Origin of the sequence: Collinsella sp. AF19-1LB (assembly GCF_003459655.1) — a bacterium.
Classification (GTDB): Bacteria; Actinomycetota; Coriobacteriia; order Coriobacteriales; family Coriobacteriaceae; genus Collinsella.
In genome coordinates this window covers 1-13,132 of the sequence record NZ_QRWO01000041.1, presented here as the reverse complement: position 1 = coordinate 13,132, position 13,132 = coordinate 1, and the positions used below count along the sequence as shown (strand labels likewise).

Below are 13,132 nucleotides of genomic sequence, written 5' to 3'. Positions count from 1 at the left end.
AAGAGCAAACCACCCTTTTTAAGGGTGGTTCTGATCTGCGCGATCCCAGTCTTGGACTCCGCTGGACAGTTAGTTCAGATACGTATAATTCCAGACCGCAGTAGGCGCATCCGGCGCTCGTTTTGGGGAAGAAAGGGGCTCAAAACTAGGGTTCGGTAGCCATCTGGGCTCGATTTGCGTGCAATGAGTCGCCAAAGAACCCTCTCCGGGGACCATAGCGCAGCTTTATCAGCATAGAAAAATACGTATCTGAACTAACTGTCCAGCCGTCGCTGGAGAAAGGCGTTTTAGCTTTTCCGACTTCCCATCATCTTTCCAACTTTCCACTTAACTTAACACCTAAGGTGGAAAGCTGGAAAGAAAGCTGGAAAGTTAGGTGGAAAGCTGGAAAGCTGGGTAGAAAGCTGGAAAGTTAAGAAGAAAGCTGGAAAGTAAGCGGAAGACTGACATGCTAGCTCAGAGGCTGAGGGGTTAATAATTATGAAAACCATACCAAGCGAAACAAAAAGATATCAATCTGGCTGGTAAAACACCATCAATGAGCTGCGGGCTAACTAGCTGCGTAAATTAAACGTAAAGAAATGTCGCAAATTAATAGCAAATGCCCAGATGACGCCGTTGCTATTTTCAATTAACTGCTACGCGCGAACAGCAAAATGCTACTATCTAACATGCACGTAAGAAGGCAGATTAACGGTTAAGGCTAAGAAGTGGCAGGTATGTCGGAAGCAACTAGGACTCGCACGCATGCGCCCGAGGTTAGGCAGCGCGCCGTCGAGATCCTCCAAGAGGGGGTCGGTCATCGCGCCCTCGCCGCGGAGCTTGGCATTCCCCAGGCCACGGCTCGTCAGTGGGCCCGCGCGTACGCCGTGGGCGGTGCCGACGCCGTTCTCAATGCCGGTTCGCATCATCACACCTATTCGTACGACGTAAAGCTCGCTGTGGTTAAGGACCGTCTGGAAAACGGCTTGACGGTTCGCGAGGCCATGATCAAGCACAAGATTCCCAGCGAGTCTTCGGTCAAGGCTTGGTGCCGTCAGTACCGCGAGAGCGGTGAGTCCGCACTGGTCGATAAGCCGCGCGGTCGCAAGCCGCGCGTTAAAAAGATGGAATAGCAAACGGGATGGTGCGCCCACGAGGCGCATTTTTCTTGCCGCGCCAACTTTTCGGACCGCCGCGAGCCTATTGGGACATCCTCCAAAGTGGCCAGTAAGCCGCACGCGGTGGCCCGCGCGCCCGTCGCTGTGGTAAGGAAACGTCGCCCTCTGCTCCAAAGCGGACGTGCCCTTACCCCGTACGCCTAAAACTCCCCAGTTGACCGAAAACCCGCCGCTGCTACTCCTTAATTGAGCTATAACGTTAAACAGTTGCAGCGTTTTGGCATGGGGGAGTGATGGTATGACGCTACTGTATTTCCTTACCCTGTTTCCGCTGGTACCGGCGCTGGGCATGCTGCTTGCGCGCGGTGACCGAGCCCGTGACGCGGTAGGGCTTGTAGGCTCTGGCATCATTATGGCGGTGACAGTTGTAGTCGCCGTCATGTTTTTTGGCACGGGCCCGCAGAGCTTTGAGGTTGCTCCCGGCACCTCGCACGTGCTCTCCATCATCAGCTCCGCCATCGATGTCATCCTGTGTGCCGTCATCCTGTACAACGCGTACAAATATAGGAACGCGCTCACCACGGTGCTCGGCATAGTCCAGCTGGTGGGCTCGCTCGTCTTTGCAGCCATGACGCTGCCCGCGGCCGAAGCCGTCACGGCGACGCCGCTCTACCTAGACTACATGAGTGTGATCATGGTCCTTGCCGTCGGCATCGTCGGTAGCCTTATCTGCGTGTATGCCCTGGGCTACATGAAGGACTTCCAGGCCCACGACGAGCACGAGGCCGCGCTGCGCGGGCAGACCGCACCCGACCGACGCCCGCAGTTCCTGGCGCTCATGTTCCTGTTCCTCTCGGCCATGTTCGTCATCGTGACGAGCGACAACCTGGAGTGGCTGTTCTGCGGTTGGGAAATCACCACCGTGTGCTCGTTCCTTATGATTGGCTACACGCGCACGCCCGAGGCCATCAAAAACGCCTTCACTCAGATCATCCTCAACATGCTGGGCGGCATCGCGTTTTTGGCGGGCCTTATGTTCTTGCACCTTAGCGGCATGCCGCTGACCATCTCGGGCATGATCGAGCTTGCCGGCGCCGGTACCGCGCAGTCCGCGCTGCTGGTGATGCCGGTCGTTCTGCTGTCGCTCGCCGCACTCACCAAGGCCGCGCAGATGCCGTTCCATACCTGGTTGCTCGGTGCTATGGTTGCCCCCACTCCTACGAGCGCCCTACTGCACTCGTCCACCATGGTCAAGGCCGGCGTGTTCCTGATGGTCAAGCTGAGCCCGCTCTATGCCATCTATCCCGTGACCGGCTTCATGGTCACGAGTGTGGGTGCCATCACGTTTTTGCTCGCCGCCCTCATGGCCATCTCGCAGAGCAACGCCAAGCGCGTGCTCGCGTACTCCACCATCTCCAACTTGGGCCTTATCAGCGCCTGCTTGGGTGTCGGCGCGCCCGAGGCCGTATGGGCCGCCATCTTCCTAATCCTGTTCCACACCGTGGCCAAGTCGCTGCTATTCCTGTGCGTGGGCACCGCCGAGCATCATATCGGCAGCCGCAATATTGAGGACATGGACGGTATGTTTAGCCGCATGCCGCACCTGACGCGCCTGATGATGCTGGGCATCATGGGCATGTTTGTGGCGCCGTTTGGCATGCTCGTGTCCAAGTGGGGCGCCCTGGTGGCGTTCGCACAGACCGGCAACGTGCTCATGATCATGGTGCTTGCCTTTGGCTCGGCCGCGACGTTCTTCTTCTGGGGCAAGTGGCTTGCCAAGCTTTCGGGCGTCGACCCCACGGCTCAAAACGTTGAAGTCAATGTCCATAAGACCGAATGGATGGCGCTCAACACCATCGCCGCGCTGCTGATTCTGTGCTGCGTGGCGTTCCCGGTTATCTCGAGCGGTCTGGTGTCGCCTTACCTGGCCATGGTGTTTGGCCGCGTGCCGTACGTTATTGGCAAGGACTCCATGTATCTGATGGTGGTTATCGTGGCGTTTATCGCCGTGGTGCTGCTGACTTCATTCCGCGTGAGCAACAAACCGCACGTAAACGTATATCTTTCGGGCGTGGGAACCGACAAATATCGCCATTTCCGCGGCTCGATGGGACGCGAGGTGAAGGCCGAAAAGCGCAATTGGTACTCGGAGGACGCCCTTGGCGAGAAGCGTATTGGCCCCGCGGGCAGCGTCGTGTGCTGCGGCATTATCTTGTTTGCGCTGCTGTGTTGCGCGTGGATTGGGCCCGAGCGGCTTGCCATGAGCGCGCCCTCGGTGCTGCGCGGCAAGTATTTTGAAGGTTCGGGCGTCGTGGGCATATTTATTGGCACCGTGGCGTTTGCCTTGCTGGCGCCTTTGGTTGGTGGCCTGATCGACGGCGTTGACCGCAAACTTTCGGCCCGCATGCAGGGCCGCGTGGGCCCGCGCCTGCTGCAGCCCTTCTACGATGTTGCCAAGCTGCTGCGCAAGGCCCCCGCCAGCGTAAACACCATGGACGATACCTATATGGCGTGCGCGCTCATCTTTACCGTGGTGGGCGGCGGTATCTTTGTGTCGGGTTCCAACACGCTGCTGTGCGCTTTTATGGTGACGCTCGCCGCGATCTTTGTGGTGTTGGCGTCCGCCTCGACGCAAAGCCCGTTTGCCCAGGTTGGCGCTGACCGCGAGCTGTTGCAGGTTATGAGTTACGAGCCCGCCGTTTTGCTGATGAGTGTGGGTCTGTACCTTGCCACCGATAGCTTCGATTCCATCGCCGTGACGGGGCAGTCGGTCCCCATCATCGTGTACAGCGCGCCCATTTTCCTCGCGCTGCTCGCGGTGCTTACCATCAAGCTGCGCAAGTCGCCGTTCGATCTTTCGTACTCGCATCACGCGCATCAGGAGATTGTCCAGGGCGTCGCCACCGAGATGAGCGGCGGCACGCTGGCCAAGATGACCCTTATGCACTGGTGCGAGACCGTGCTGTTTTTGATGTGGGTGGGCATGTTCTTTGTTTGGGACAACCCCGTGAGCTGGCTGGTCGCCCTGATCGTCATGGCCGCGACGTACTTTGTCGAGGTCCTGATCGACAACACCTTTGCCCGCAGCACCTGGCGCAGCTGCTTTAAGCTCGGCTGGGGCGTGGCGCTGGTGTTTGGCCTGCTCAACCTTATGCCCATTCTCGTCGACGTGTTTATTTAGGAGGCGGCATCCATGGATCATAAAATGTCGCGCTCGCCGTGGGTTATTCATTACGACGGCTCGAGCTGCAACGGATGCGATATCGAGGTGCTGGCCTCGCTCACGCCGCTGTTCGATGCGGAGCGCTTTGGCGTGGTCAATACCGGCAACCCCAAGCATGCGGACATCTTTTTGGTGACGGGCTCGGTCAACGCTCAGAACTTGCCTGTCGTGCGCCAGATTTACAACCAGATGCTCGAGCCCAAGTGCGTGGTGGCCTGCGGCATCTGCGCGTGCTCGGGCGGCGTGTTCCGCGATGCCTACAACGTGATCGGCGGCGTGGACCGCGCGATTCCCGTGGACGTGTACGCGCCCGGATGCGCCATTCGCCCCGAGACCGTGATCGATGCCATCGTGGAGGCGTGCGGCATCCTGGACCAGAAGGAGTCCGTGATGCGCGCCGGCGGCGATCCGCTTACCGTGGGCGGTGCCGCTACCTGGGACGGTGGCGTTGAGCTGGGCGAGGACGGGTTTGTGGCTGCGGGGGCCGGGACTGACGGTGCCGGTGACGCGCCTGCCGGGAAGCCCGCCGCACCCGCTGCTGGCGACGCACCTGCTGAGACGCCCGTCGCTGCAAAGGAGGCCGAGTAATGCAAAAGGCTATCTATACCACCGTTGGGCTCGACGAGCTTCTGTCGCATGTCCAGGCGCTCAAGGGCGCCGGTGCCCGCTTTGTGCAGATGCACGCCGAGCGCTGTGTGGACGACGGATCGTATCGCCTGGTCTATACGTTTATCAACGTTCGTGCTGCTCAGGAGCATATTGCGCAGGACGGCAGCTATGCGATCGAGAACCTGGTGGTTGAGGGAATTGATCGGTACCAGGAGATTCCGTCCATCAGCTCGTACTATCCGGCGGTATTCCCGTTTGAAAACGAAGCGCACGACCTATTCGGTCTTGCCATCACCGATATGCAGATCGACTTTAAGGGCTTTTTCTACCAGGTCTCGACCGCTGAACCCATGAGCGTTATCACGCCCGAGGTGAAGGCCGCGCGCGAGAAGGCCATGAAGGTCCGCGCGGCCGCCGAGGCCAAGGCGCGCAAGGCCGCGGCCGAAAAGGCCGCCGCTGCTGCGGCTGCTGCAGGGGAGGGTGCTGCGAGCGCTGCTGCCGCCCAGCCCGCAGCGGCTGCCGGCTCCGATGCTCAGCATGACGAGGCTGCCGCCAAGGCCGCGCTCAAGGCTGCCGAGATGGAGGCAAAGCTCGCCGCCATGGATCCCGAGAAAGCGGCCAAGGTCCGCGCGGCGCTTGCCGCCAAGGCCGTCCGCGACAAGCAGAAAAAGGAGGCGTAAGGTCCATGGCTCATCGCTCCGTAATTCCGTTTGGCCCGCAGCACCCGGTGCTGCCCGAGCCGCTTCATCTGGACCTGGTAATCGAGGACGACCGCGTCATCGAGGCAATTCCGCAGATCGGCTTTGTGCACCGCGGACTCGAGAAGCTCACCGAAAAGCGCGACATGCATCAGTTTGGCTACATCGCCGAGCGCATCTGCGGCATTTGCGCCGTGGGCCACAGCTGCGGCTATGCCAGCGCCTGCGAACGCATGCTTGACATCGAGGTGCCCGGCCGCGTGCAGTATATCCGCACCATTCTGCACGAGCTCTCGCGTATTCACTCGCATTTGCTGTGGCTGGGCCTGCTCGCCGATGCCTTTGGCTTTGAGGCGCTGTTCTATCGTTCGTGGACGCTGCGCGAGCAGATTCTCAAGATCTTTGAGAGCACGTGCGGCGGTCGCGTGATCCTGTCGATTAACGAGATCGGCGGCCTTAAGCACGATATCGAGGATTCCGAGCTGGCGGGCATTGTCCAGACGCTCGATGCCATGCGTCCCGACTACGAGGCCCTGGTACATACGTTTTTGGACGATGACAGCTGTGGTGAGCGCCTACATGGCGTGGGCGTGATCAGCAAGAAGGACGCGCTGGAGCTTTCGATGGTCGGCCCGTTCGGTCGCGCTTCGGGCGTGGATTACGACGTGCGCATGTTTGGCGACGGTGCCTATGCGGACTTGGCTGCGTTTGAGCCCATCGTGGCGACCGACGGCGACTGCTATGCCCGCTGCCAGGTGCGTTGTGCCGAGGTCACGCAGGCTATGGACATCATCAAGGAGCTTGTGGGCAAGATTCCGCACGACGGCATTGGCGGGCGCACCAAGCTTACGCCGGCCGACGGCGCGCGCGGCGAGGTTGTGATTGAGCAGCCGCGTGGCGAGGCGTACTACTATGTGCGTGGCAACGGCACCAAGAACCTGGACCGTTTTCGCGTGCGAACGCCGACGTCGCAAAACCTGGCGGGTCTGACGCATGCGCTGCAGGGCGTGCTCCTTGCCAACGTGCCAATGATTATCCTGACCATCGACCCCTGCATTAGCTGCACGGAAAGGTAGGCGCGGCATGAGTTTGCTGACATTTGCCAAGACGGCCTTGGGCTCTATGGTCAAGCAGCCGGTCACGGTGTGCTATCCGCAGGAGGAGCTGACGGCGCCCGAGCGCTTGCGCGGGCACATCGTCAACGACATGGACGTGTGCATCTGCTGCGGCATGTGCGCGCGTCGCTGCCCGGCGGGCGCGCTCGCGGTCGATCGCAAGGGCGGTACCTGGTCGATTGACCCGTACGCCTGCGTGGTGTGCGGCGAGTGCATCGAAAGCTGCCCCAAGCACTGCCTGACTATGGACACCGCGCGCACTCCAGTCGCGGCGGATAAGACTCCCACGGTAGAAACCAAGCCGGAGTAGCGCTGGAATGGGGCTGGTATAGCGCTGGAATAGGGGCCGGCGGGGGAAAAATGCCCCGCCGGCCCCGCGCGTGAACGCGCGGGTGGGCCGCCACGCGACCCGTCCAGCCCGAAAATGACCCGCCTGCCACGAAATGGGCCCATCTACTACGTTTAAGCCGCTACCCTCAACCATGGCGAAAAATGCAAAAGCAAAACTGCAGGTAGAACGTCTGCGATTTTGCATGAAAAGCGGGTATGGTCGGGGGCATCGAGTCAAACGTAGTAGATGGACCGATTTCGTGGCGGGCGCTGTCAGCCGATCTCCGCGGGCGGAAGAAAACGGATCATTTTTGTCCCGCGAGGCCTGGGATGGTATCCGTGCGGGACTATCCGAACAAAACTATGTCGGTTTACTACGACGAATTCGACATTCCCGACCATGACTGCATTTTTCTAAATAATGCAAGCGTTCTACCTGCGGTTTTGTAAGCGCGCAATTTGCCGTGGTCGAAGGCGGGCGATTCATCGTAGTAATCCGGCATAGTTTTGAAATGGCATTAAATCGGTTACAGCCATTTTGCTGTGCCGGGGCGGTTGACCGTTGGGTAATTACCCTCGCAGGTAGGCGATGGCGATCTGCGTGCGGTTGCGCAGGCCCATCTTTGCAAGGATCGAGCTGATGTGGTTGCGCACCGTGCCTTCGCCCATATAGGCGGTGGCGGCGATTTCCTTGTTATCGAGACCGCGGGCGATGAGCTCGGCGACTTCGAACTCGCGGTCGGTCAGGCTGGCAAAGGCTGCGGGCCGGCGGGGCGTGCCCGTCTTGTCGCCCATCCCGTCAAAGTCAACATCTTCGATCGCCTTGCCCTCGAGCACACGTTTACCTTCCATGACCTGCGCCAACGCCGGCGGAATAGCGGCGACATCGGTCTTGATCAGGTAGCCGCGGGCGCCCAGTTTGAGTGCCGACACAATGTACTCGTCATCCGAAAACGTTGTCAGAAACACCACGCGTGCTGCAGGATCGCGCTCGAGGATCTCGCGCGCCGCCGATAGGCCGTCGCGCCCCGGCATCTGAATGTCGAGCAGCGCGATATCGGGTGCGAGTTCGGCGTAGAGTGCCACCGCGTCGTTGCCGTCGGCTCCGGTGCCCACCACCTCGATCTGCGGCTGGGCGCCCAGGATAATCTTGAGCGAATCGACCACTAGGCGGTCGTCGTCGACAACGATGAGCCTCATCGGCCATCATCTCCTTGCTGTTTGGGAACGGTGGCAAACACGCGCCAGCCGCCGGCGCCGGCACGCGGGCCGGCGGTGAAGGTGCCGCCAAGCGCCTCGATGCGCTCGCGCATAGAGGCAAGCCCCATGCCCTCCGCGGCGCCGTGGCCGCTTGCTTGAACCCCGCCCGCGCCATCGTCGGTAACGATGAGCTGGTAAAACGACGGATGCTCCATGCAACGTACAGTGACAGCATGGGCGCAAGCGTGGCGCATGGTGTTGGAGAGCGCCTCGCGCAGGACCGCCGCAAAGCAGTTCGCGACGTTTGCGGGCGCATGTTCGGTCATAACTTCAAGCTCAATCCGCGGACCGCCGTCCGAGCGCGCGCCTTCAACGATGCGTTCGAGCTGCACGGAAAGGTCGACGGCGTTGTCGTTGAGCGCGTGGACGCTGGCGCGCACGAGCTGGAGCGCCTCGTCAACGGTGTATTTGACGTCGGCGAAATCGGCGGCAACGCCGGGCTCGTTGGCATGGACCACGCGCAGGGCTTCGGTTTGAAGCGAAGCGCGCGTGAGCTGGTGGCCCACGTTATCGTGGATCTCGCGCGCGATGCGGGCGCGTTCGGCGAGCGTCGCGAGCTCGACTTCGTAGTCCTGGCGGTCGGCGAGGTCGCGGTTGCGTGCCTCGAGTGCCAGGGCGCGTTCTTGCAGCTTGTCGCGGGTGCGACGCATGCGTTCCTGTTCGCGCTCCAGCTGCGCGGTGCGCAGCGACAGCAACGTGGCGGCGACCGAAAGGATGGCGGTTAGCAACAGCGTTCGGGTGGTGAGCGCGCCGCAGCGAAGGTCCGTGGCAAGTGCGCAGGCAAACACGGAGCCAATTGCCAGCGCGGGCCAGATGCGTTCACGGCGCACGCGTCGCGCGATGTCATAGAGGGCGAGAGGTGCGAACGGCACAAACGGCGGCACGAAGACAGCCGCGATGACGTAGGCGTAGCTGCCGGCCTCGCTGGCGCGACGGGCGCGTTCTCCCTGCGCGACCTCGGCCAGCGCGGCGATGACAACGCCAAGGCAAAACGCCGCGACCAGGCGAGCATCCACAGCAAGGCCCGTGGCGGCTGCGATGCAGCACGCCAGCACGATCGATTTGTCGAATAGCCTGTTCATACGGGTATTGTACGCGATGCCGCGCACGGGGGAGGCGCCACTCAAAGCAACCGTGACATTCCTCCCACGCGGCGGGGCGGTCGCGTCAGCAGGCTACGCGACCGCCCCGCACTCGTGACAAAGCTCACTGGTGCGCGCCGTCAGCTCCTGCGATGATGCAATCGTACCGGGCCGCAAGCAACAGAAGGGCCGCCTCATGACAGACATCGTCCACGTCGAAAACCTCGTTAAGCGCTACGACGACCTTATTGCGCTCGACCACTTTAACCTGAGTATCGCCCCCGGCGAGATCTTTGGCCTGCTGGGCCCCAACGGCTCGGGCAAGACCACGTCCATCAACTGCATCCTGCAGCTGCTCGCCTACGACAAAGGCACCATCGAGCTGTTCGGCGAGCGCATGACGCCCGCCCGCTACGACCTCAAGCGCCGCATCGGTGTGGTGCCGCAGCAGGTGGCGGTGTTCGACGAGCTCACCGTGCGCGAGAACATCGACTATTTCTGCAGTCTCTACGTCAACGACCGCAAGCGCCGCCGCGCGCTGGTGGACGAGGCGATCGACTTTGTCGGCCTGGGCGACTTTACCAAGTTCCGCCCCGGTAAGCTCTCGGGCGGCCTGGCGCGCCGGCTCAACATTGCCTGCGGCATCGCGCACAAGCCCGAGCTCATCTTCTTCGACGAGCCCACGGTGGCGGTCGACCCCCAGAGCCGCAACGCCATCCTGGAGGGCATTTGCCGCCTGCGCGACGAGGGTGCCACGGTGGTGTATACCAGCCATTACATGGAGGAAATCGAGCAAATCTGCAGCCGCATCATGATCATGGACGGTGGGCGCGTGCTGGCGCAGGGCACTAACGACGAGCTCAAGCGCATGATTCAGATGGGCGAGAAGATTGTAATCGAGGTCGGCGAGGTTCCGAGTGCGGCGCTCGGTGCCGTCGCAAGCCTGCCGCACGTTCTGGACCTTTCGGCAACGGCGGGACAGCTCACGTTTTCGTGCGAAGCGAGCCCGCACAACCTGACGGACATTCTCGATGCGCTGCGCTCGCATGACGTGCCGCTCGGCCGCATCTATTCCGAACCGCCGACCCTCAACGACGTGTTCCTCGAGATCACCGGCCGCGAGCTGCGCGACTAGGGGGCGGCCATGTTCAACACCATCATCACCACGGTCAAGACGCTGCTGCGCCGGCCGAGCACGTGGGTCTGGGGCGCTCTCTTTCCTATCGCGCTTTCCACGATGTTCATGTTTATGTTTGCGAACCTCAGCTCCGACGGCACGGTCGACCCGGTGCCGGTTGCCGTCGTGGCGGACGAGGCCTGGGATGCCTCGACCTTTAAGGATGTGGCGGCTTCGCTTGCCAAGGCAGGCGACGACCAGCTGCTCGATGTGAGCGAGTACGAAGACTTGGCTGCCGCGAACCGTGCGCTCAAGGCCGGCGAAGTCGCGGGCGTCTACACGGTCGATGCCGCGGGCGCGCCCAAGCTTACGTTGCTTTCGAGCTACGATAGCTCGCGCGCCAGTACGGCGCTCACCGACCGCAGCATCCTGGAGACGGTGGCGAGCTCGTATACGCAAAATGCCGAGCTCATGCGCCAGATTGCCCAAGACAACCCGGCGGCGCTCGCCGACCCGGAGGCGGTTGCGCGCGCCCTGTCGCTCGAGGGCGGAACCCGCCGCGTGAGCCTGACGCGCACCACGCCCGACGGCACGACCATTTACTACTACGCGCTCTTTGGTCTGGTCGCGATGATGTCTGCCGAGTTTGCCGCTTTGAGCGTCGTCGATTTGCAGCCCAATCTGTCGGGCCTTGGTGCGCGCCGCTGCGTGGGCGGCCTTTCCAAGACAGCGTCGCTGGCCGGCATCTTTGTCGGCTCGTGGCTGGTCTCATTTGCCTCGATGGCGGTCGCGATTGGCTACGTGCGCCTAGTCGTTGGCGTCGACTTTGGCGGGCGCGAGGGGCTGTGTCTGGTGGGCGGTGCTGCATCCGCGCTTGCCGCCACGGGCCTGGGGCTCTTTGTGGGCACGCTTCCCGTTAAGGGCGGCAAGGCGTCCAAGTCCGGTATCCTCACGGGCTTCGCTACCACGTGCGCCCTGTTCGCCGGACTCTACGGCGAGCCGGCGATGGCGCTTGCCGACGATGTCGCCCGCGCCTGCCCGGCCGAGTGCTGGCTCAACCCCGTCAAGCTCATCTGCGACATGTTCAACCGCCTGTATTTCTTTGAGGATCTGGGGCCCTTCGCCGTCCGCGCCGGCGCGCTCGTCCTGATGACCCTGGTGTTTGTCGTCGCCGCTACGCTGATCTTTGGAAGGAGCCGCTATGAGCACCTTTAAGACCGCGCTTCGCATGGCGCTCGCGCACCCGTTATACCTGCTCATCTATACGGTGTTCATCTCGCTCATGGGCGTATTCATCGCGGCCTCGGTGAGCTGGAACTCGTCGCAGCTTACCGAGTACAAGCCCTACGACACCAATGTGATCGTGGTCGACCGCGACAATAGCGACCTTTCGCGGGCGCTTACCAAGCACCTAGGCTCACGCTTTGACCTGGTCACGGGCGTTGGTGACGACATGTACGACCTTGCGGATGCGCTCGCCAAGAGTAACAGCGCCAAGGGCAGCGCCGATTGCGTGTTCTTTATCCCGGAGGGGTTTGAGGACGATCTTGTTGCAGCCGCGCGTGCGGGGGAAGACCTGCCCAAGCTCGATGTGACGTACGGCTCCGGCACCATGGCGGCAGCGCTTTCGTCTGCCGAGGCCTCGCGGTGGGTCTCGCTCGCGGGTACTGCGGCGGCACTTGAGCCAGCTGCTTCCGACGGCGATGTCGCCAAGGCCGCCGAGCATGCTGCCGCAAAGCGTGCGGAGGTCCAGATCGAGCAGGTCAAGGTTGACTCGACTGCCGCCGCTACACTCGAGTCGTACTTCAACTTTGGCGCGTATGCGATCATCTCGTCGGTCATCGTGTCGGTGGGGCTGGTGTTCTCGGGCATGAACGAGCCCGAGCGCGTGCGCCGCATGGAGGCCGGTCCGCTCTCCGAGCGCCAGCGTTCGCTTGCCGTGTTCGCGGCCGCCGCCGTGCTCACTGTCTGTATCTGGTTTGTGTCGAGCATGATGGGCGTCGTGGGCTTTGCCGGCGCGGTCGCCGAGGTCGGCGTGGGCCGTGTGTGCCTGGCGCTGGCGGCAACGTTTGCCCTGGCGTGCACGCCGCTGGCCGTTGGCTTTGCCCTTTCGAGCCTGGGCGCGCGCGAAGAGCTGCTCAACGGTGTGGGCAACCTGCTTGGCTTGCTCATGACGTTTTTGGGCGGCGCCTGGATGCCGCTTTCGATGATGGGCTCGGCCGTGCAGACGGTGGCGCACTTTGTGCCGACGTTTTGGGTGAACGACGCGATCGGCAAGGCGCTTGCCTCTGATTTGACGTCTACCGTGCTGGGCGACATCGCCTGCGACCTGGGCGTCACCGTGCTCTTCGCCGCCGCCATCGCCGCCGTAGGCCTAGCCCTCGCGCACAACAAATCCCACGCCTAGCCACCTAGTCATTGGGGACGTTCTTAAACGACTGGTCGCTGGGGACAGTCTTTGCCGATTCGCCGGCTCGCCGGCCGGGCTGGCAAGGACTGTCCCAATATGTCGGCACTTGGGGACGTTCCTTTCCTGCCGGCACTCATTGGGGACAGACTTAAATTGAACTGCATCCCATTTCTTGGACTTTGAAATTA

11 protein-coding genes are annotated in these 13,132 nt (G+C 61.9%); 9 read left to right on the top strand and 2 right to left on the bottom strand.

The annotated features are described in order from the left end of the window. Positions 1–719: 719 nt before the first annotated feature. The 6 genes from DWX39_RS10175 (at position 720) to DWX39_RS10150 (ending at position 7,055) form a co-directional block, all read left to right on the top strand. Complete coding sequence (locus tag DWX39_RS10175) at positions 720–1,115, top strand: helix-turn-helix domain-containing protein (protein ID WP_117759800.1); 396 nt, start codon at positions 720–722, stop codon at positions 1,113–1,115. Between the two features lie 283 nt (positions 1,116–1,398). Beyond that, positions 1,399–4,281 (top strand): proton-conducting transporter membrane subunit, encoded by a 2,883-nt coding sequence (locus DWX39_RS10170; protein WP_117759798.1) that lies wholly within the window; start codon positions 1,399–1,401, stop codon positions 4,279–4,281. 12 nt (positions 4,282–4,293) lie between these two features. Beyond that, positions 4,294–4,911: an NADH-quinone oxidoreductase subunit B family protein gene (locus DWX39_RS10165; RefSeq protein ID WP_117583682.1), complete on the top strand. Its 618-nt coding sequence runs from the start codon at positions 4,294–4,296 to the stop codon at positions 4,909–4,911. Next, positions 4,911–5,612, top strand: coding sequence for an NADH-quinone oxidoreductase subunit C (locus tag DWX39_RS10160; RefSeq protein ID WP_117759796.1), 702 nt, complete (start codon positions 4,911–4,913; stop codon positions 5,610–5,612). Before DWX39_RS10165 ends, DWX39_RS10160 begins: the two co-directional genes overlap by 1 nt. A gap of 5 nt (positions 5,613–5,617) precedes the next feature. Further along, entirely contained in the window at positions 5,618–6,706 is a 1,089-nt protein-coding gene (locus DWX39_RS10155; RefSeq protein ID WP_117759794.1) for a nickel-dependent hydrogenase large subunit, read from the top strand. Positions 6,707–6,713: 7 nt separating this feature from the next. After that, the gene (locus tag DWX39_RS10150; protein ID WP_117759792.1) at positions 6,714–7,055 is read left to right on the top strand and encodes a 4Fe-4S dicluster domain-containing protein; all 342 of its coding nucleotides are present in this window, start codon (positions 6,714–6,716) and stop codon (positions 7,053–7,055) included. Positions 7,056–7,645: 590 nt separating this feature from the next. Here DWX39_RS10150 and DWX39_RS10145 read toward each other — a convergent pair. Further along, the gene (locus DWX39_RS10145) at positions 7,646–8,275 is read right to left on the bottom strand and encodes a response regulator transcription factor (protein ID WP_117759790.1); all 630 of its coding nucleotides are present in this window, start codon (positions 8,273–8,275) and stop codon (positions 7,646–7,648) included. Next, positions 8,272–9,462 carry a sensor histidine kinase gene (locus DWX39_RS10140; protein WP_147336401.1) on the bottom strand — a complete coding sequence of 397 codons (1,191 nt, stop codon included), beginning with the start codon at positions 9,460–9,462 and terminating at the stop codon, positions 8,272–8,274. The genes DWX39_RS10145 and DWX39_RS10140 overlap by 4 nt, the downstream gene beginning before the upstream one ends. Positions 9,463–9,613: 151 nt before the next feature. Between DWX39_RS10140 and DWX39_RS10135 the strand changes: the two genes are divergently transcribed. Genes DWX39_RS10135 through DWX39_RS10125 form a run of 3 tightly spaced genes read left to right on the top strand, consistent with a single transcriptional unit; the run spans position 9,614 to position 12,941 of the window. Next, the gene (locus DWX39_RS10135; protein ID WP_117759802.1) at positions 9,614–10,552 is read left to right on the top strand and encodes an ABC transporter ATP-binding protein; all 939 of its coding nucleotides are present in this window, start codon (positions 9,614–9,616) and stop codon (positions 10,550–10,552) included. Positions 10,553–10,561: 9 nt separating this feature from the next. Then, the gene (locus DWX39_RS10130) at positions 10,562–11,749 is read left to right on the top strand and encodes an ABC transporter permease (RefSeq protein ID WP_117759786.1); all 1,188 of its coding nucleotides are present in this window, start codon (positions 10,562–10,564) and stop codon (positions 11,747–11,749) included. Further along, complete coding sequence (locus DWX39_RS10125) at positions 11,736–12,941, top strand: ABC transporter permease (RefSeq protein ID WP_117759784.1); 1,206 nt, start codon at positions 11,736–11,738, stop codon at positions 12,939–12,941. Before DWX39_RS10130 ends, DWX39_RS10125 begins: the two co-directional genes overlap by 14 nt. Positions 12,942–13,132: the final 191 nt, after the last annotated feature.